Annotated in this window: 22 protein-coding genes; 3 read left to right on the top strand and 19 right to left on the bottom strand. The window is 65.1% G+C overall.

Annotated elements, in window-relative coordinates; genetic code table 11:
* The first annotated feature begins 318 nt into the window (after positions 1 to 318).
* Positions 319 to 2,853 carry a response regulator gene (locus IT430_02895; GenBank protein ID MCC6906864.1) on the top strand — a complete coding sequence of 845 codons (2,535 nt, stop codon included), beginning with the start codon at positions 319 to 321 and terminating at the stop codon, positions 2,851 to 2,853.
* 154 nt (positions 2,854 to 3,007) lie between these two features.
* Here IT430_02895 and IT430_02890 read toward each other — a convergent pair whose 3' ends face one another.
* From IT430_02890 to IT430_02870, 5 genes are all read right to left on the bottom strand, one after another.
* Positions 3,008 to 3,292: a hypothetical protein gene (locus tag IT430_02890; protein MCC6906863.1), complete on the bottom strand. Its 285-nt coding sequence runs from the start codon at positions 3,290 to 3,292 to the stop codon at positions 3,008 to 3,010.
* The gene (locus IT430_02885; protein ID MCC6906862.1) at positions 3,289 to 4,938 is read right to left on the bottom strand and encodes a TerC/Alx family metal homeostasis membrane protein; all 1,650 of its coding nucleotides are present in this window, start codon (positions 4,936 to 4,938) and stop codon (positions 3,289 to 3,291) included. The genes IT430_02890 and IT430_02885 overlap by 4 nt, the downstream gene beginning before the upstream one ends.
* A 157-nt stretch (positions 4,939 to 5,095) precedes the next feature.
* Positions 5,096 to 5,599 (bottom strand): cation:proton antiporter, encoded by a 504-nt coding sequence (locus IT430_02880; GenBank protein ID MCC6906861.1) that lies wholly within the window; start codon positions 5,597 to 5,599, stop codon positions 5,096 to 5,098.
* 145 nt (positions 5,600 to 5,744) lie between these two features.
* On the bottom strand, positions 5,745 to 7,550 hold the full coding sequence (locus IT430_02875) for a chloride channel protein (GenBank protein ID MCC6906860.1): 1,806 nt from the start codon (positions 7,548 to 7,550) through the stop codon (positions 5,745 to 5,747).
* 351 nt (positions 7,551 to 7,901) lie between these two features.
* A complete protein-coding gene (locus IT430_02870) occupies positions 7,902 to 8,252 on the bottom strand; it encodes a hypothetical protein (GenBank protein ID MCC6906859.1) in 351 nt (116 codons plus the stop codon).
* Positions 8,253 to 8,498: 246 nt separating this feature from the next.
* On the opposite strand from IT430_02870, the gene IT430_02865 reads away from it, so the two are divergent.
* On the top strand, positions 8,499 to 8,780 hold the full coding sequence (locus IT430_02865) for a hypothetical protein (GenBank protein MCC6906858.1): 282 nt from the start codon (positions 8,499 to 8,501) through the stop codon (positions 8,778 to 8,780).
* Between the two features lie 23 nt (positions 8,781 to 8,803).
* Here the strand turns inward: IT430_02865 and IT430_02860 are convergent, their stop codons facing one another.
* The gene (locus IT430_02860; protein ID MCC6906857.1) at positions 8,804 to 9,745 is read right to left on the bottom strand and encodes a hypothetical protein; all 942 of its coding nucleotides are present in this window, start codon (positions 9,743 to 9,745) and stop codon (positions 8,804 to 8,806) included.
* Positions 9,745 to 10,539: a hypothetical protein gene (locus IT430_02855; GenBank protein ID MCC6906856.1), complete on the bottom strand. Its 795-nt coding sequence runs from the start codon at positions 10,537 to 10,539 to the stop codon at positions 9,745 to 9,747. The genes IT430_02860 and IT430_02855 overlap by 1 nt, the downstream gene beginning before the upstream one ends.
* Before the next feature lie 62 nt (positions 10,540 to 10,601).
* On the opposite strand from IT430_02855, the gene IT430_02850 reads away from it, so the two are divergent.
* A complete protein-coding gene (locus IT430_02850) occupies positions 10,602 to 11,099 on the top strand; it encodes an N-acetyltransferase (GenBank protein ID MCC6906855.1) in 498 nt (165 codons plus the stop codon).
* A 5-nt stretch (positions 11,100 to 11,104) separates the two neighbouring features.
* Here the strand turns inward: IT430_02850 and IT430_02845 are convergent, their stop codons facing one another.
* From IT430_02845 to IT430_02790, 12 genes are all read right to left on the bottom strand, one after another.
* Positions 11,105 to 11,905, bottom strand: coding sequence for a hypothetical protein (locus tag IT430_02845; GenBank protein ID MCC6906854.1), 801 nt, complete (start codon positions 11,903 to 11,905; stop codon positions 11,105 to 11,107).
* A complete protein-coding gene (locus IT430_02840; protein MCC6906853.1) occupies positions 11,902 to 14,241 on the bottom strand; it encodes a phage tail tape measure protein in 2,340 nt (779 codons plus the stop codon). The genes IT430_02845 and IT430_02840 overlap by 4 nt, the downstream gene beginning before the upstream one ends.
* A 3-nt stretch (positions 14,242 to 14,244) precedes the next feature.
* The gene (locus IT430_02835) at positions 14,245 to 14,682 is read right to left on the bottom strand and encodes a hypothetical protein (protein MCC6906852.1); all 438 of its coding nucleotides are present in this window, start codon (positions 14,680 to 14,682) and stop codon (positions 14,245 to 14,247) included.
* Entirely contained in the window at positions 14,679 to 14,897 is a 219-nt protein-coding gene (locus IT430_02830) for a hypothetical protein (GenBank protein MCC6906851.1), read from the bottom strand. The genes IT430_02835 and IT430_02830 overlap by 4 nt, the downstream gene beginning before the upstream one ends.
* A 20-nt stretch (positions 14,898 to 14,917) precedes the next feature.
* A complete protein-coding gene (locus IT430_02825) occupies positions 14,918 to 15,439 on the bottom strand; it encodes a hypothetical protein (protein MCC6906850.1) in 522 nt (173 codons plus the stop codon).
* Positions 15,411 to 15,599 carry a hypothetical protein gene (locus tag IT430_02820; GenBank protein ID MCC6906849.1) on the bottom strand — a complete coding sequence of 63 codons (189 nt, stop codon included), beginning with the start codon at positions 15,597 to 15,599 and terminating at the stop codon, positions 15,411 to 15,413. Before IT430_02820 ends, IT430_02825 begins: the two co-directional genes overlap by 29 nt.
* 1 nt (position 15,600) lies before the next feature.
* On the bottom strand, positions 15,601 to 15,744 hold the full coding sequence (locus tag IT430_02815) for a hypothetical protein (GenBank protein ID MCC6906848.1): 144 nt from the start codon (positions 15,742 to 15,744) through the stop codon (positions 15,601 to 15,603).
* A 28-nt stretch (positions 15,745 to 15,772) separates the two neighbouring features.
* A complete protein-coding gene (locus tag IT430_02810) occupies positions 15,773 to 16,375 on the bottom strand; it encodes a hypothetical protein (protein ID MCC6906847.1) in 603 nt (200 codons plus the stop codon).
* Complete coding sequence (locus tag IT430_02805) at positions 16,375 to 16,806, bottom strand: hypothetical protein (protein MCC6906846.1); 432 nt, start codon at positions 16,804 to 16,806, stop codon at positions 16,375 to 16,377. The genes IT430_02810 and IT430_02805 overlap by 1 nt, the downstream gene beginning before the upstream one ends.
* Positions 16,807 to 16,822: 16 nt before the next feature.
* Entirely contained in the window at positions 16,823 to 17,248 is a 426-nt protein-coding gene (locus IT430_02800; protein ID MCC6906845.1) for a hypothetical protein, read from the bottom strand.
* Positions 17,245 to 17,631 carry a hypothetical protein gene (locus tag IT430_02795; protein ID MCC6906844.1) on the bottom strand — a complete coding sequence of 129 codons (387 nt, stop codon included), beginning with the start codon at positions 17,629 to 17,631 and terminating at the stop codon, positions 17,245 to 17,247. Before IT430_02795 ends, IT430_02800 begins: the two co-directional genes overlap by 4 nt.
* Before the next feature lie 6 nt (positions 17,632 to 17,637).
* A partial coding sequence (locus tag IT430_02790; protein ID MCC6906843.1) for a hypothetical protein occupies positions 17,638 to 18,062 on the bottom strand: 425 nt, incomplete at its 5' end.

The raw sequence follows: 18,062 nt of genomic DNA, 5'->3' as shown, positions 1-18,062 counted from the left end.
AATCTGCTCATACCTTCAGGCGGTATCGAACTGCCGCGCGATCAGGCACCTGCTGGTACTTGTCAGGCGTGAAAGAGTTCAAGCAGCCGGGCAGTACACGGCGAAATAGGGCCGAGGGTCGCTCCGCGAGCAGCCAGTCGGCTGGGGGCGAACGGGCACCCGCTTTGATCCTTGGCATCACCAGCTAACCCGGGTCCGCCAATTGGCCGATAAGTGGTGCTGGTTATCCACCGAAAGCCGAAACTGATCTGGCCTTCGGGGCCGCTGGCTGAGTCTGTCATGCCGAATCAAAGTCAAGACACAACCCGTGAACCGGAGATGCCCGGGATTCCCTGGGTATTGAGATCGGGATGGCGCCTGTATGGCGCCCTGTTTCTCGCGCTGGCGATTCCCACCGTCATTCTCATTTCAAGCATCTCGATCCGCTTGCGCGGTCAGCTCGAGTCTGAGCTGGAGAACAACAACGCCCTGGTCAGTCGGACGCTCGCGCTCGCCATTGACGAGGAGTTCAGCAGTCTCTGTGACCATGCCCGCAGCACCGCTTCCGCTCCCGCCCTGCGCGAGGCGATCGAGGGCGGGGACCAGGCAGCGGTTCAGGCGCGCCTCGAGTCGTTCGTCACCGGCAGTCCCCGGCTGACGCGAGCATTCGTAACAGACACGCAGGGAGTCGAGCGGTTCGATTATCCGCACGACCCAGCAGTGATCGGCAAGAGCTTCGCGGATCGCGACTGGTTCCGTGGTGTTTCGCAGCGTCAGGACACCTACGTCTCGGAGATGTACCGGCGCGCCGCGCTGGGACAGCCTTACGTCGTCGCCATCGCGACACCGATTCGCGATACAGCCCGGCAGACCGTCGGATTCCTGGTCGGGCAATATCCCCTGACTGACGTGCAAAGCCGCATTGCAGACCTCGCGCCCAATGGCGAGGTCGGGTTCCTGCTTGTCGATCAGAACGGCCACTCCGTACAGGTGGCTCAAGACGGTGCAGTTACGTCGCCGGCAATTGAATACTTAGAGTCGCCGATCGAACTCGCCGCGGGCAAGACAACCATTCTCAGGCCCGAACACGGCCCACGCTGTGTCGTCAGTACGAGCTCGGTACCTTCAGCGGGGTGGAAGGTTGCGGCGTTTCAGTCCACCGCCTCGATCCAGGAATCGATTGCGTCGCTGCTCAGCACGATTGGAGTGCTCTTTCTGCTCTGCGGATCGTGCATGGCCGGATTCGGCTGGGCGCTGACCCGCACGCTTGTGCGCTACAGCAAGTCGCTCGAACGCAGCGATCATAATCTTCGCCTGGCGAAGACCGCCGCCGAGCAGGCGAACCGCACCAAGAGCGAGTTCCTCGCCAACATGAGCCACGAGATCCGCACTCCCATGATGGCCATTACCGGCTATGCGGACCTCCTGAACGACTCTTCCCAGAAAGTCGTGGCGCGCCAGGAGGCCGTCGGGATCATCCGCCGAAACGCCAGTCACCTGCTCACCATCATCAATGACATACTCGACCTCTCCAAAATCGAAGCGGGAGAACTGGCCATCGAGCAGGTCTCCTGTTCACCGTGCCGTGTGCTCTATGACGTGGTGTCCCTGATGCGCGTACGGGCCGTCGAGAAGGGACTGGCCCTCAAGACCCGGACCGACGGATCGATTCCCGAATTCATCCAGGCCGACCCCACGCGATTGCGGCAGATTCTCATCAACCTCGTCGGCAACGCGATCAAGTTCACCGACTCGGGCTGGGTCAAGATCACCAGCAGACTCATCCAGTCGGAGGATGGGGGGAAGCCGATGCTGAAGATCGACGTCATCGACTCAGGCGTTGGCATGAGCGCCTCCCAATTGGGGAGGATCTTCAAACCCTTCGCCCAGGCGGATTCATCGACCACCCGCAGGTACGGCGGTACCGGTCTCGGACTGACCATCAGCCAGAGACTGGCGCACATGCTCGGCGGACGGATCGAGGTGGACTCGACGCCGGATCGGGGAAGCACCTTCTCGCTCTACATCGCCACCGGGTCGCTTGAGGGTGTGCGGATGATCGAGGACTGCAGCGAGGTGCTTGCCGAGCGCGAGCCAGGTCCGGATGACTCGATACCGGTGCGTCTGAGCGGGCACATCCTGCTGGTCGAGGATGGCGCCGATAACCGCGCACTGTTGGCGCTCTATCTTCGTCTCGCGGGCGCTGACGTGATCGAAGCAGAGAATGGACAGGTGGCTTGCGAGATCGTAGAGGCGGCGCGTGAACGTCAGGAGGCATTCGACGCCATCGTCATCGACATGCAGATGCCGGTGCTGGACGGCTACGGCGCCATGCAACGGCTCCGGTCGCAGGGCGTTGACACACCGGCAATAGCCCTGACTGCCCACGCGATGCCGGAAGATCGCCGTAAATGCATCGATGCCGGCTGCACCGACTATCTCAGCAAACCTGTGAGCCGCGCTCTGTTGCTTCAGACCCTGGCGAAGTACATGAAGGGCGCTGAGCCGGCACGAAGCGCCGGTGTCGAGCCCGCGGCTGCGGCAGGCGAGCAAGCCCTCACCAGCACACTTTCGGACGATGCGGTGAAGCCATACCTGGAGGCATTCATTGCCAGTCTCGCCAGTCGCGCTGCAGAAATTGAGCGTGTCCTGGCCGAAGAGGATCTCGATGCGCTTGCGGATCACATCCACCAGTTGAAGGGCAGCGGCGGTCTGTTCGGCCTTATGCCATTGAGCAGGCAGGCGGAAGTGGCTGAGGAACACCTTCAACGCCGCCAGTCGATCGAGGCCATAACGCGGGAAGTCGGCACGCTCGTTGATCTCCTGCATCGCGTGAAGTTGAGCGATGCAACTCGGCTCATTGTTCATCGCTAGTGCCGTAGCGCACTGGTTGAACCGACGTACAGTTGTCAATGACGTTGGCGCTGGCCATCATCCTCGCCTGGATGACGTACTCGCGTTGTCGTGCGCAGCCGTGAGGTTTTGCCATCGAACCCCTGGCCACTGCTCTGTCGGCCCGCGCGCAACTTCATAACTCGGATTCTTCCTGTTCCTTCTGCTGGCCCGACGGCGAGGATTCGATACACGAGGCGGTTGGAGCGCGGTCGGGCACGCGGTAGCCGGCCGCTCTTGTCATGAACGTGCCGAGCAGCAGGAAGGTGCCCGTCAGCCACAGCAGGGCCAGGAAGCCGCCGGAGATCTGAAGGAGGCGGCCGCCCAGGTGATCCTTTCCCGCCGCGCCGGCGGTGAGCAGCCCGTAGGTGAGCACAGGTGAGCCGACAACGAAGACGAACTTGAGGATGAAACGCTTCACGAACTTCTCCTTGAAGGATGGGGACGATGGACCGCGGCTTCAGTGGCGCGCGGGCCGGAGTGGAACGAAGTGACAATCGATGATCCGGTTGATTCGCCAACGCCGATTCGTCTTGAATCGCCGCGTTCAATCGCGGCGGCAGCCCGTCGCCTGCCGGCGCGCACCTTGTGCCACCGGTAGAGCACATAGAGCATGGGCGTCAGGATCGGCACCGTGAGCGACCACATGGCCCACGACGGAAGCTCGGTATACCTGCTCAGCGCCATTGCGGCGAACCAGAGTAGCGCTACTGCGGGAATGATGAGCAGCCGCGGAAAGCGGATGAGAACCGCATCGAGGCGGGAGCGAAGACTCCGTTCGCGCACGACCGCGTGCCGCGCGATCCGCCGTGCCCAGAGGAACTCGCTGGCGAGAATGCCGATGCCAAGCGGTCCCAGGATTGTCAGCCCCGGTCCGGGCAGCGGCGAGATCACCAGGCCCGTGAGTACGAGGAGCGAACCGACCGTCAGCACGGCCACGCGGCGAAGCGTGCGATTGGACCGCCACAGGGCGATCGCCAGGCGCCAGGCGTCCACCGCCGACGCCGGCCGGCGCCGCACATCGGGCACGAGACCTTCCTCGACGGGCGTTTCGGATGCGCCGACGCGCGCCAGCAGCGAAGCCGTGATGCCCGAGATGAGCAGCCCGAGAATGACCGCCAGAGAGATTTCGGCGGGGATCTTCCACGCGGTGTGCACGAGGCACATCTTGATGCCCACGAACAGCAGCACCGCCACGAGCGCGCTCTTGAGGTAGCGGAACTGCATCATCGCCGAGGCGAGGCAGAAGTAGAGCGAGCGCAGGCCGAGGATCGCCATGATGTTCGAGGTGAACACGATGAAGGGATCGCCGGTGATGGCGAAGACGGCGGGGATCGAGTCCACCGCGAACATGAGGTCGGTCGCTTCGATGACCACTAGCGCCACCAGCAGGGGCGTCGCATGCCAGACCCCGCCGATAGGCGAGATGAGCCGCTGCCCGTCCAGATCGGCGCTCAGCGGGATGATGCGGCCCATGAGCCGCACCAGTCGGCCGCGCCTCGGGTCGTGAGCATCCTCGCGCGAGAAGGCCATTCTCAGGGCCGAGACGACGAGGAGGCCGCCGAACAGATAGACGATCCAGGAGAACTCGGCGATGACCTTCGAACCGACGCCGATCATCAGACCGCGCATCACCAGCGCGCCGAGAATGCCCCAGTAGAGCACGCGGTGCTGAAAGGCCACCGGAATCGCCAGCGACGAGAAGATCATCGCGATGACGAAGACGTTGTCGATCGAAAGGGACTTCTCGACGAGGTAGGCCGTCAGGTAGACCTTCACCGCGCCGGCGCCATCAAGCGTCGTGGTCTCCCCGGCCGAACCGACGACCGGCACCGCGCGGCCCAGGCCGAGGGTGTTATTCTCATACAGGAAGTAGACGACGCCGCTGAAGAGCAGGGCGAGCGATATCCACACCGCTGACCAGCCGACGGCTTCGCGCCTGCTCGGGGCGTGCGCTTTGCGGTTGAAGACTCCCAGGTCGATGGCGAGCAGGAGCAGGACGATCCCGATGAACCCCGCGTACACCCACGGCGAAACCGCGGGGGCCACAGTAGCAAGAGATGACATGGTCTGGTGTTCCGGCGTCGGAGGACGATCGAGCGAACGCGAGCCGCACTCCGATCAGTGCGCTCACGGTCGCGATGGTCTTGCCGGGGCCAGTGCCCACCTGCGTCACCGGGTCGGCCGAAAGGCGCCAACCGTCCTGACGATGAACGCACCCGTATCAACGGGCGGCTACTCCCCAACGCGGGAATGGCACAATGGTACGCGACGCGACCGATGAGTCCAGCACGCCCGCGAGGAGCACAATCGCGATCAGCGCCGCCAGCCGCATCACCGCCCAGCCGATCGTGGCCAGACCCGAGATCGCGTCTTCCGAATCCAACCCGGCATCGGAGAGAGTCGCGAAGACTGGAATGAGCACGAGTACGAGCACCGTCATGATGTCTTCGACGAAGAGCCAGCCCACGGCGATGTGCCCATGGGTTGTGTGGAGCAAGTGCTCGTCCATCAGGACGCGCAGGAGCACGACCGTGCTCGCCACCGCCATCGCTATACCAAGAACAAGGCCGGACCTGAGCGGCCAGCCCAGCAGGTGAAAAACGAGCAGCGTCGCGAGAGTGGCGATGATGCTCTGTCCAAGTGCCCCAGGGACCGCCACGCTTCGTACGGCCATGAAATCCTTAAGTTGAAAGTGCAGGCCCACGCCGAACATGAGCAGGATCACGCCGACTTCCGCCGCCTGCTGTGCGAGTTCGATGTCGCCGACAAGGCTCCGGTGCGATCAGAGCGGCGTGCCGGCTGGCCCACGGCGCCGAGCGAGGTTGCCAGCTTCGCGTCTTCCCGGGGCTTCATCTATGACATGCGTCCCGTCACTTCTGTTTGCCGCGCGCGAGCAGTGAACTCCAAGAGAGGTGGCGCTCCGCGTGATCGGTTTCGGACAATCGTTTGCTATGGGCGCTGAGCAGATCACTTCGGGTCACAATTCCCACAAGCTTCGATGTGTTCCGATCAATGACCGGCAGGCGGCCAATGTCGTGACGGACCATGTGGTCGGCGGCATCGCGCAGCGTGTTGTCCTGATACACGACGACCGGCGGCTTGGTGGCCAGTGTGGCGATCGCAGCGCGAGGATCATGGGCGGGGTCCATGATCTGCTTGCGGGTAATGACCGAATGCAGCACGCTGAGTTCGTCTAGCACGGGATAGCCCTGGTGCGACGCCTCGCGGGTGTGGGAGTGCATCCACTCGCGCACTTCGCCGATCGTCTGATCGGCGCGAAGCGTAATAAGGTCTTTCGTGAGGACTTCACGCACCAGAACCTGCGCAAAGAAGTCAGCTTCGTACTCAGTGGGGACTCGCACGCCGCGGCGGACGATCTTCTCGGTCATGATGGTGTTGCGCATCAGCAGCGACGAGATCAGAAACGAAGCGGCGCACCCGCCAAGGATGGGAAGCAGTCCGAGCGGTTGTAGAGTGGTCTCAAATGCGAAGACGGCGCTGGTGAGCATGGCCCGTGAGGCGCCGGCGAAGATGGCGGCCATGCCCACGAGGGCCGCGATGCGCGGATCAACGTCCGCCCCCGGGATGAGCGCATCGGCTGCGGTCCCCACGAGTGCGCCGAGCGCGCCCCCGATCGTGAACAGTGGCGCGAGGGTTCCGCCGGAGGTTCCGCTTCCAAGCGCGATAGACCACGAGATGAATTTCCACAGCGCGAGAGAGGCGACTGCAGCGAGCATCAGGTTGCCTGAGACGATGTCGGAAATGTTGTAGTAGCCGACGCCGAGTGTTCGCGGGAAGAAGTAGCCGACAAACCCGACGACAAGGCCGCCGATGGCGGGCCACCACATCCAGTGGATGGGCAATCGTTCAAAGCAATCTTCAATGGCATAAACCGTGCGGGTGACGACGACGCTGGCGAGGCCGACCAGCCCACCGATGAGCGCGTAGACCGCGAGCGCCTCGCCGCCCGATCGCTGGAGGTCTGGCATGAGGAAGACCGGGTCGGTTCCCTCGAAAATCCAGCGAATCCCTGTGGCAGTGACGCAGGCCATCGTAACGGGGACCAGAGAGCGCGGGCGGAACTCGAACAGAAGTAGTTCGATGGCGAGCAAGACGGCGGAAACCGGCGAGCCGAAGGTCGCGGCCATGCCAGCCGCGGCGCCGGCAGCGAGCAGCGTCTTGCGCTCCGATGCGGTCGTGCGCAGCAGTTGGCCGATGAGCGAACCGAGCGCCCCGCCGGTGGCGATGATGGGTCCTTCAGCGCCGAATGGTCCGCCGGTCCCGATCGCGATGGCGGAGCTGAGTGGCTTGAGGAATGTGAGTCGCGGCGGAATGCGGCTCTGGTCCTGGATCACTCGCTCCATCGCCTCAGGGATGCCGTGGCCGCGAATGGCGCGAGAGCCGTAGCGGGCCATGACGCCGACGATGACGCCTCCGATGACGGGAATGGCAATGACCCACACGCCAAGATGGTGATCTAGCGGCGTCTGCGGGTGAAGCGACAGCGTGCCATGAAAGCAGAGGCCCGTGATGAACCAGATGAGGTGCATCAGGACCTGTGCCGCGAGCGCCGCCCCCCCAGCGATGATAACCGAAATAAACGTGATCCAGAGAACGCGGCGATCGACCGGCTGGACCGGCTCTGGCGCCGCCACAGATCGGATCGCGTCGGACATAGACGGCGCAACCGGCAGGCCCTGGTCCGAGCGTGCGGTTCGTTCAGGATCATCGCGCATGTGGTAACGCAGTGTAGGCCGGGGTGAGCGCGAGCACAAACGCGGAGGCGCCTGTAGCGGCTTTGCATCAATATGAAGCGATCGGTCGTCGGTTCAGCACAGCAGTCGCATTACTGCAGCTGATGGTGGCAAGGCTGGCGAGAAGCACCGGCAGCATGGAGTTAGCATTGTGCGGTGCCATGCCGTCGTCCGCAGAACGGAGAAGCCAGATGGCACGCGGCAAGGGCAGCTCGGCCGAATACTTGTTCGCCCCCGGGAGCAATCATCTCGCGCGTCCGATCCGATCGTGCTTCAGCCCGGTCCGGCCGAAGCAACCGTCTCGTCAGCCATTCCGGCTATCGGGAGTCGCTCACGGCAGTAGCTGAGGGTCTCATCGCGCCGGCGCGCCGTGCTGAACGTATCGCTCGTGGCGAGATACGCGCTGCCTGTGTCCGTCATGTCAAAGTAGTGCTTGTCCGGGCCGGGGTCGTGCCTTTGGTAGTGTGCCTCGTCCGCCGCGAGGGAACGACAGTTCTTCACCGCCTGAATGGTGGCTTCGCGGGTCGAATACACCCCGCTCTGAACCAATCGCGGGCCGAAGATGGCGTACGCCGCAAAGTAGAACGCGCGTTCGCCGGTCTGGCGCACAATGAAAACGGCCATGATGGGGTGTTCCTGCGTGGGTCGGGACAGCCCGGATCGCGGGATTCTATGTCCCGTCCGGTAAACGCTTCCAGAGAGGCAATTTGCAGAGACGCCCGTTGTGGACCAGCGCGGTTTCCCTGTGTCCGCCGCCCGCAGGGCTCGATGATTCTTGGGAGCCCTCGAAGCTCAGCTACGCCATTAGCCGAGGGCACACTGGGCAGAATCCGCAGCCGGCGGGCGCACCGTTGCGATAATCTTCCAAAGATGGGAGAGGCGTCACGCGAGCGCTTCGCGCTCAACCCGTCCAGAAGGGACCACATCATGGAACGGTGCGAAACCTGCGGTAATGAATACAGTAAACCGATGGAGGTCATCAAGGACGGCCAGTCGCACTTCTTCGACAGTTTCGAGTGCGCCATCCAAGCGTTGGCGCCGACGTGTGCCCATTGCGGTTGCCGCGTCATCGGTCAAGGAGTGGAAGCCGACGATGAGACCGTCTATTGCTGCAAACACTGCGCGCAGCAGGAGCACGCGGAGGTGAATTGACGGGCCAGCGTGCGACCCCCGTTTCAGCGGCCCCGCCGTCGACATCCGCACCGCCGTTCCTCGCGCGCTTCAGCCCGATCGATCGCGGCCGCATCCGCAAATCGGTGTGAAGCAATCTGCGGCCCCGACGCTTCGATTGCTGCCAGCCCCGCACCGCCGTCGAAACCACTGCAATCCGTATCGCACGCCATCGTCAACGTCGCTGTTCCGCCCGTCGCCGCCGGGTGCATCGCGGTGCCGGACCCACCGCACAGACAGGCGGTGCTGCTCAGCCCGTTAGGGATGACCAGCGGCCACGATGAGTAATTCGCACATTGGCGAGCGTCGAAACTCGCTGCGCCGAAGAAGATCGGGATGGGAATCGTGCCGGCGGGTGAGGCGGTGACCCAGAGGACGAAGCGGCGCGTGGTGCCGACGACCTGGTAGTCGAGAACGGCGCTGGTGATCAGCACGCTGAACGTGTTGCTCGTGCCGGTGCAGTTGGCGTTGGCGTACTGTGTCGCGTCGATGCCGGTGTCGGGCAGGACGACGCACATGTGCCACTGGCGGCAGACTGTGCCGGGTAGGATCTCAGCGCACGGCAGGTCGGGATCGCGGATGGGCGTGTGCGCGCCGTCGTTCCAGTTGAAGGGCAGCACCAGATCGGGCATGGCGGCGGAGAGGTATTTGTACGAAGCCCACGTGCCCGGCGCGGCGACGCAGTTGTTGTTGCGGAACGTGCGGCAGTTGGTCACGAACGTCAGGCCGCTGAGCGTCACGGTCAGGCATGCCTTGCCGCTGGCGTTGTGGCAGCCGGCCGTGGGCAGCGCGTGCTTGATCCCATCGCCACACACCCAGCACTCGCAGCACAGGCAGTGCGGGCAGTCGACACCCTCCTTGCAGCAGCAGCATCTCGTGCTCGTCGCCGGCAGACCGGTCGGGCCGAGCAGGAGTTTGTTGCCGGATGGACCGAGGATGAGGGGCATCACGGACAACTTTCGAGGTTGACATCGCTGGTCTGGTCCGTGGTGGGCGTGGCGCCGACGCCGATGACCACGCCGGCCACGTTGCGCGAGAGCGTGATGATCGATCGCTGGGCCGTGATGCGCAGGACGTTGCCGACGATCGCGTGGGTGACGCCGGTGACGAGCGTGAGTTGCACGGTGCTGTTGACGTTGGTGTCGATCTTGAGACAGCCGCTGGCGTCGAACGCCAGTCCGCTCGCGCCGGCGAGGCAGACGGCCGCGCAACCGGCGGGCAGTCGGACAATCGCCTGCCTGAGCGTGCTGATCGAACTTTCCACCCAGAGGATCTGCGCAGCGCCGCTGTCGCCGCTGAGCAGTCGATCCGTCAGGCCCGGCGACACATCGGCAAATTCGTCATCACTGCTGGCCATGCCGATCTTGACAGGCACCACGCCGCCCATGGCGGCGCGGACGATGGCGCCGGGCGCGGCGGTTTCGAGGAGAATTGCGAACTTCCCGGCGTGCTCGGCGGCTGGAACTACTCCGGTGAATGCCACGCGTTCGAGTTCGAGTGCGTCAGTGGGGGCGATGATCGGGTCCGTGATCGCCAGCACGCCGAAGCGGTTGACCGTTGAACCCGTCGAATTGAGCACGAGAATCACGTCGTTGTCGCGCCGCAGGCGCTGGGGTTCGCGGGATTCCTCGTGCTGGCGCCGGCGCAGATCGACGGCTGCATCGACGAAGGCGTTGTAGGCCCCTGCGGGAATTCGGAGCGGGTCGCCGGATTTCACCTTGCGCAGCGAATCGCCGCTCATGGGTGCATTCCCCGTAGAATCGGCAGCCCGCGCGACGGTCGGGACGCGATGGAGGTTGAACGGTGCTGATTCGCCCTGAGGAACCACGAGACGCAGACTCCATCCACGCAGTGCTCGCCGTGTCGTTTCCGACGGACGCGGAAGCGCGGCTCGTGGATGCACTGCCGGGAGGCGGTCACCTGACTGTGTCGATGGTGGCGATCGATGAGGATCGCGTAATCGGCCACGTCGCGTTCAGTCCGGTGCGTGCTGAATCCGGCGCGGCCGGTGTTGGGCTCGCACCGGTTGCCGTGCTCGAATCGCACCGGCGGCGTGGGATCGGCGCGGCGTTGATCGAAGCCGGACTCGACGCGTGCCGGTCGCTGGATGCTGGATGGGCCGTTGTGCTGGGCGAGCCGGCGTACTACAGCCGTTTCGGGTTCGTGGCTGCATCTCAGTTCGGGCTGCACGATGAGTATGAGGGCGGTGATGTGTTCCAGGCACTTGAACTCCGCGCCGGGTCGATGCCGCATGGTGCGGGCCTTGTGAAGTACGCGGCCGAGTTCAGGATGGTGGAGTGATGGCTTCATATGCCCAGACCCGTGAAGTCGCCGCTCTCGTACACACGCTCGACGTAGACCGCGATGGGCCGCTTCACAATCGCGCCGGCGCCGGCGTCTTCAGCCTCGGCGTACCGCACCCAGAGGTACTCCCAGCCCTTCTTGTCGATGCCAGTGATGTCGCCGATGCTCAAACCGGTGCGGTTGGGGCGCGAGGCGAAGCGGAACGTGAGTTCCCAATCGCCCTGGCCGCGTTTGGAGCCCGAGACACCCAAGAACAGGCACTCACCCGCGTTGAAGCCCTTGAAAGGGGCATCGTTGACCCGGCCGGTGAGGGAGAAGAGCGTACCTTTATATGTGGGGGTCACCAGACTGTCATCGAGGTAGTGCGTCTCGGTGAACTGGTAGACCGGCACCACGATGTCCACACCCTCGACACTGTCGGCGGTGACACCGATGGCTCCTTTGAAGTCAGGCGCGGTCTTTCCGGGCGGCGCGTACGAAGCGATGGTGGCCGACGACTGGGTGATGTGCTCGCTGCCGCCGCCGGTCTCGAAGGTGAAGGTGCTCTCGCCGGTGTCGGGCGGATCGGTGGATGATTCGACCTGATAGATCACCGTCCCGTCGTAGAGATCGGGCCCGGCCTCCTCGACACGCACCTGGTAGAGCGGCAGCCCGCCGTAGAAAGTCGGCACCTCGGCTTCGAGTGCGGCCAGCGCCTCAAGGTCATCGCTCGTGCCGCGCACCCAGTACAGACGCTCGGTCGATGGGCTCCGGCCGCTGCTGGTCGTTCTGCTGATCCCGCGTTCCTGAACTTCCGTGCTCATCCGAAGGCCAGTCCCTTCGTAGAAGCCTCGACGAGGCGCTTGGTGTGGCGGGCCGTCTGCTCGGTGGCGCGCGCGGTTCGCTCGGCGCTGTCATCGCCGGCGGCGAGGCCGCGGACAGCCGAAGCGTCGAAGGTGCCGCGGACACTGACGCGACTGGCGAGCAGATCGAGTTGATCACCGAGGTCAGCCAGACGCTGCAAAGCCGCGGACGCCGGGTCCTGCCCGCTGGCCAGCGATTCCTCGCGCCGCTGCCGGGCCGTCTCGACGGCCTGCGCCAGTTCCTGCTTCGTGCGGGCCAGTGCTTCTTCGGCCTGGCGGATGCGCTCGGCGGTCTGCTCATCCAGATCAGCCAGGGCCTCAGCACGATGGGCATCGACGGCATTGAGAGCTGCTTCCTTCTCCTGCTCGCGCTCGGAATCAGATCGACCGCGGCGGCGCTCGGCCTCGGCGACGGCATCCTTGCGTTGCGATTCGATCCCCGCGAGGTCGGCATCCAGTTCCTGGCGGTTGAGCGCCTTGGCGCCTTCGACGTCGAGCGTCTCATCGAGAATCCCCATGACTTCGGTGAAGCGGTCCGCGAGCCAGTTGGTCACCCGTGCCCAGATGCGCTGCACACCTGCGGCGAGATTCGCCCAGCCCCTGGCGATGCCGGCGGCGAAGTCGGGGAAGTTGCGCTCGAACCAGTCGCGCACCTCGATCCACGCCTTGCGCACTCCCGAGAAGGCGATGATCGCCGCGCGCTGGAATCCGGCGCTGAATCCGGTCCAGGCCTGGCGCAGGGGCGCGATGCCCTGTTCCCACGCCACGCGCAGACCGGCCCAGAGGACCCGCGCGGCCAGGGCGATGTCTCCGGCGGCGAGTGCGTCGCGGATGCCGCTCACGACGGACCCGACGAACTTGCTCAGTTCGCCGAATCGGTCGCGGAGCCACTGGAGGGCTTTCCCGCCCGCCCCGGACCATGCGATGACGGTGCCGCCGAGCAACGCCACGGCGGCGATCACGAGACCGATGGGCGAGATGACGGCGCCGATGATGGCGGTCGCGGCCGCGAAGGCGACTTTCACGGCGGTCAGGGTCGTCACGAGTCCGCCGATCACGAACGCGGCGACCTGTGCCGTGACGCCCAGTCCCACCAGCGCCACGCCCAGGCCGCCGATCACGACGACTGACCCTGCCGCGGTGGCGACGAGCATGCGATTCTCACGCACCCACTGCGCGATCGCAGTCGTGACGCGAGTAATCAGGTGCGTGGCGATGCGCAGGGGCGCCACGATCGACTCGCCCACGGCGATGCCCAGTCCCTCAAGGGCACTCTTGAGGATGATCGCCTGCCCCTTGAGGGTGTTGAGTTGCACGCCCGCAATCCGCTCGGCCGTGCCGGTTGCGCCTTGCAAGGCGTTCTGGTAGTCGCGAAGTTTGTCGGCGCCCTGCGAGAGGAGTTCAGCCACGCCGGCGGCCTGCCGAGCCTGGAAGATGCGGCCGAGGATTTCGAGGCGCTTGCCCGAGCCCATGCCTTCCATAGCGCGGTTGAGATCAGCGATGATCGCCGCCAAGGGCCGCACGTTGCCCTGCGCGTCGAGCACTCTGACGCCCAGTTCATTGAGCGTGTCGGCCGCTTCCTTACTCGGGCTGGTCAGTGCGAGAATGGCGCCGCGCAAGGTCGTGCCCGCCATTTCGCCCTGGATGCCGGCGTTGGAGAGCAGTTGGATGGCCGCGACGATCTCCTCGAAGGCGATGCCGGCGCTCTTGGCGATCGGCCCGACGAACTTCATCGCGTCGCCCAGTTGGAGCAGGTCGGTGTTGGCGGTGGTCATGGCCTTGGTCAGCACATCCACCGCTTCACCGAGCCGGTCGGCCTCGATGCCCATGCCGGCCATGATCTTGGCGGCGATGTCGGCGGCTTGCGCGATCTCGAGTTGACCCGCAGCGGCGAGATTGAGTGTCGGGCCGATGGACTTGAGGATCTGCTCGACACTGAAGCCCGCCAGCGCAAAGAACCCCATCGCATCCGCCGCCTGGCTGGCGGAGAAGACCGTCGTCTCGCCGAGACGCTTGGCTTCGTCAGAGAGACGCTTGAAGTCCTTCTCATTGGCGTTGGTGAGTGCGCGGACGCGCGCCATGCTCTGCTCGAAGGTGGCAAACGCGATGCTGCTGAGCGCAAAGGGCGTGCCGATGACGGCCGCGGTGGCGACGAGGCGCTGGCCGACCGAGCGCACGCCGTCGCCGAAGGCCTTGAGTCGCGCCTGGGCCCGCCGCAGGGCGCGGAGCAGGCGCGAATCGTCGCCGCCGATCTCGACGAAAGCGCGGCCGGCGCGGATGCCCTGGGTGGCGGCCATTGCTCAGGTCCCCCTCACACTGTTGCGCCACAGTTCGGGGAGTTTGGGCCGCTCCTTCTCCAGGGCCGGCTGCATGTAGGGACGCGGCGCGATGCGGACGCGGCGCTCGGTGCGCTTGCCGCGCCGGCGGCGGGTGACGGTCGTCGTCCGGCCGTGTTCGAGCACGCGCGGCGCGGCCGAGGTCTTGAATCCCACCGGGCCGACGACGACCGAGTCGCTCTGTTTGTCATAGCCGAAAAGGATGAAGCGCCGCAGCAGGCCCACGTGCGAGTGGGGCGGCGCTCCTGGCTTGCTCGTGTCCTTGCGCTTGCGGATGCTCGTGCGGGCCGTCTGGCGGATGAAGGCCCCGGCCTTGCTCAGCACCCGGCGGCGCGCGGCATCGACGGCCCGTTTCACCTTCGGGCGGTCGAAGAACAACTGCTTGATGCGCAAATCGATCATGGTGATTCCCGGGCCGGCCGCGGCACCCGCCCTTCGATGAACACTTCCTTCAGTACCGACACGTCCGCCTTCATGACGCCCGCCTGGCGTGCGAACGGGTCGAAATCGCTGGGCCGGAACGCCCGCTGGTGCTTGGCGCTGCGCTGGGTGTTGGCGATGAGGGCCATGATCGATGAGGTTCTTGCCCACTGCTCGCGCTGGCGCTGCTCGGCCATGATGAGCAGGTCGCGCAGTGTCAGGCCGGCGGGATCGATGCCGAGGATGCCGGCGCAGCGCCAGATGAGTCGCCACAGCGACTCGCCGTGTGCGAGTTGCCAGAGGTCGCCCTGCTCCGCGCCGCTTCGACGATCCGCTCGATCTCGCCGCCGGCGATTTTCGCTTCGACCACATCGCGGGCCTTGTCCATCGCCTGCCGGACCACCATCAGCACCCGCCCGAGGTTGGCCCGGTCCCTCGGGCTGGGGCAGAAAGCCACCAGTTCATCGAGCAGCGCCGCCGTGGCGGAATCAATCGCGTCGCCGGCCATTGCGGCGCCGAAGGTTTCATCGCTGATCTGCTTTGCATCCGCCTGCGGCTTGACCAGCGCGTAGAGGATGTCGCACAGCAGAACCGGATCGCGCATGAGGCGTTCGAGCAGATCGCCGCCGCTGATGACTTCGAGCAGGTCCGTGCCGGTCAGGCTGCGGATGCGCTTAAGGGCCGAGACGTTGATCTCGACGGTCCACTCGTTACCCGCGTTGTCCTTGAACGTCTTCACTGGCGGCTACCTCCGGTGGGCTGATTGCGGCGGCTCCTGGCTCCGCGCTGGGGATGTTGCGCGCCGCTGCACTCATGCGCCGATCCCGGGCTTCTGTGTGGCAGACCCAGATGAACCAGAGCAACAGCGCCCCGTACATGCCGATCAGGATGAATCCCATGTCAGACTCCTTTCTCTGGAGTGGCGGTGCAATCGGCTCGCTGCTCGAAGAGTTGAGGATCGATGACGGGGAACGCGGCGAGCAGTCGGCGGCTCGCCCAGAACACCAGCAGCCAGACAATCCAGCAGGCCAGTATGGTGTACATCCAGCATCCCATGGGCCGATTCTCCCGCTCACGGCGTCGAGTCGTAGAGCACGCCAAGGTTGAGAACGGCCGTCGCGGTCGATGAGGCGTTGCTCGCCATGAGGCCATCGACCGAGTCGCCCGCGAGTGGATTGACGATCTGCTGACCGTCGAGCCAGAACCAGGTCTCGTTCTTCACGAGATCGATCGACAGCGCCGTTACCCCGGTGTCACGAATGCTCAGGTGGCCGCGCTCCCCGAGTTTGGCGCCGATGGCGACGAGTTCATCCCCGCTGAACGCCAGCGCGATCGCCACCTGCTCGGCCGCCGTCACCGCGGTGTCCTGCGCAGGGAGCACATCACCGGCCCCGCCCGAGAACGTCACGTCATCGCCGGCTACGCCATCCACATCCACGTCGTAGCGCCGCCCGCCATCCCAGTAGATGTCGATGACATCACCGATCTGAAGGGTGGTGCCGGCGAGCGTGAGCACACCCGTGGTGTCGGTGCTGCGCGTCGAGAGCGTGCCCGCCTCGGCCGCCGGCAGCGTGATCGGGCCCTGGCGGATGGCGCCGTCGGCAGTGCGCTGGAGCGTGGCCCCCAGCGGCGCGCCGCCGATCTCGCCGGAGAGTGACAGGGTACTGCTGGGCATCACGCACCTCCGATCCACGAGGGCGGCGTCGCCGAGTAGGCGACCTTGGCGGTCACCGAGACGGTGATGCCTTCCTCGAGCGGCTCGCTGCGACTGAAGGAACTGATCATGAAGTCGGCCTGCAATCCCTCGCCGCCGGTGTCATCGAGGACCTGGAAGCCCAGGATGGCGTTATTGAGGTAGGCGTTGCGAATTGCGGTGAAGCCCGCGTCGGCGGTGTCCCACACCATCTCGAACTCGATGGTGGCGGATTTGAGGGTCGCGACGTTGGCGCGCCAGCCTGCATTGCCGCGGGTGGTCAGATCCGCCTCGGCCGCTTCGAGATTGAGCGTCACGTCGCGGACATTGGTCAGTTCGGTCCAACCGCCGCCAGCGCCCTGGCCGTCCACCTTGTAGTTGAGGACGGCCTCCATGCCGAGTTTGAAGCCCATGGGAAAGTCCTTTCGTCTACGTCCTCACCCTGTAGGTGACCGACACGACACTGGTGAATGCGCGCTGCTGATCGAGATGCTCGGGCGAAATGAGGGGGTCGGTTGTCGTACTGAGCCACGCGGCCTCCGGCGCGCCGGCCAGCCGCTGGTGACTCAGGTGCTCGGCGATTTCCTCAACGAGGGTGATCAACGCGTCGGCGTCCGGATCGCCCGCCACCTTCTTCTGCACACCCACATCGATCGTGCAGTCCAGCCACGAGTCGCGCCGACCCGACGCGGTCCGCGCCACAGTCCGCGGCACCACCGTCACGTGCAGATTCGCCAGGTCTTCAAGTCCGACGCTCGGCACAAGATGGCGCTCGGCGGTGAAGGGCATCGAGAACGAGGTCCCGTTGAGACTCGCCACCACGGCATCGGCGATGGTCAGGATCGTGCCGCTCACAGATTCTCCGTGCCCACGTGCTTGGTGTGGATGCGAAGTGTGGTGCGATTCACATCGCTGTAGCGCCACGGGGGTTCACTGCCCGGCGCCATAGCCTCGTAGGTGTACGTGGCGATCGAATCAGTCTCGATGATGCGATCACCCGGCTGGGGTAGGGTCACTTCACCTGCGAGGACGAGATCGGCGGCGCGAATGAGAAAGTCCCGCGATTCGATGCGCGTGAGCCCGCCCGCGTGGTCGTCCTGTTCGAAGACGGTGCGGCCGATCGTCGCCGCCACCTCCACCTCGCCGCCCCCGCGCTGGTAGGTCACCAGCCGCGTCAGGTGCTGGTGACGCTGGTCTTCGAGCCATGATGCGCCTTGTCCAAGCAGATCGGGAGTCATGATGCATCACACCGTCGAGAGTGCCGCGCCGTCGTTGCACACCACACGCCAGGCGAGGGTGCCGTTGTTGTCGATGGCGTGGAGGCGGATCGAGTCGTTCACATCCGCCATCGTGATCGTGTTGTTGCCGGTCTGGTTGATCGCCGAAGCGACGGTGATCACGCAGGTGCCGCCGTCGGTCTTGATGAACAGGAGCAGTTCCTGCCCCACAAACGTCGGGATCGCCAGGGTGCGCGTCTCGGAGCCGCCAGTCACGATGGGCACATAGCCCGACTGCGCGACGGGAATCGCGCCGGCGTCCCCGGGATCGGGAATCGCGCCCGTCAAAGTGCTCTGGAGGCCGATGACGGAGTGGTCGACGAGCACGCGCGCCGTGGCATCGGTGTCCGCTGCGGCCCGTACGGTCTTGCCGAGGTAGGTGTTGCCCGTCG

The sequence above is a fragment of the Phycisphaerales bacterium genome (assembly GCA_020852515.1).
GTDB lineage: Bacteria > Planctomycetota > Phycisphaerae > Phycisphaerales > UBA5793 > UBA5793.
Note: the sequence above shows the minus strand (reverse complement) of the source record. Positions and strands in the feature narration are given on the sequence as shown.

Bases quoted from the DNA above. Each gene is read 5' to 3' on its own strand.
- IT430_02895 (MCC6906864.1), top strand. From the start codon at position 319: ATGCCCGGGATTCCCTGGGTATTGAGATCGGGATGGCGCCTGTATGGC.
- IT430_02885 (MCC6906862.1), bottom strand. From the start codon at position 4,938: ATGTCATCTCTTGCTACTGTGGCCCCCGCGGTTTCGCCGTGGGTGTAC.
- IT430_02875 (MCC6906860.1), bottom strand. From the start codon at position 7,550: ATGTCCGACGCGATCCGATCTGTGGCGGCGCCAGAGCCGGTCCAGCCG.
- IT430_02870 (MCC6906859.1), bottom strand. From the start codon at position 8,252: ATGGCCGTTTTCATTGTGCGCCAGACCGGCGAACGCGCGTTCTACTTT.
- IT430_02865 (MCC6906858.1), top strand. From the start codon at position 8,499: ATGGGAGAGGCGTCACGCGAGCGCTTCGCGCTCAACCCGTCCAGAAGG.
- IT430_02860 (MCC6906857.1), bottom strand. From the start codon at position 9,745: ATGCCCCTCATCCTCGGTCCATCCGGCAACAAACTCCTGCTCGGCCCG.
- IT430_02855 (MCC6906856.1), bottom strand. From the start codon at position 10,539: ATGAGCGGCGATTCGCTGCGCAAGGTGAAATCCGGCGACCCGCTCCGA.
- IT430_02845 (MCC6906854.1), bottom strand. From the start codon at position 11,905: ATGAGCACGGAAGTTCAGGAACGCGGGATCAGCAGAACGACCAGCAGC.
- IT430_02840 (MCC6906853.1), bottom strand. From the start codon at position 14,241: ATGGCCGCCACCCAGGGCATCCGCGCCGGCCGCGCTTTCGTCGAGATC.
- IT430_02835 (MCC6906852.1), bottom strand. From the start codon at position 14,682: ATGATCGATTTGCGCATCAAGCAGTTGTTCTTCGACCGCCCGAAGGTG.
- IT430_02830 (MCC6906851.1), bottom strand. From the start codon at position 14,897: ATGGCCGAGCAGCGCCAGCGCGAGCAGTGGGCAAGAACCTCATCGATC.
- IT430_02820 (MCC6906849.1), bottom strand. From the start codon at position 15,599: ATGGGATTCATCCTGATCGGCATGTACGGGGCGCTGTTGCTCTGGTTC.
- IT430_02815 (MCC6906848.1), bottom strand. From the start codon at position 15,744: ATGTACACCATACTGGCCTGCTGGATTGTCTGGCTGCTGGTGTTCTGG.
- IT430_02810 (MCC6906847.1), bottom strand. From the start codon at position 16,375: ATGCCCAGCAGTACCCTGTCACTCTCCGGCGAGATCGGCGGCGCGCCG.
- IT430_02805 (MCC6906846.1), bottom strand. From the start codon at position 16,806: ATGGGCTTCAAACTCGGCATGGAGGCCGTCCTCAACTACAAGGTGGAC.
- IT430_02795 (MCC6906844.1), bottom strand. From the start codon at position 17,631: ATGACTCCCGATCTGCTTGGACAAGGCGCATCATGGCTCGAAGACCAG.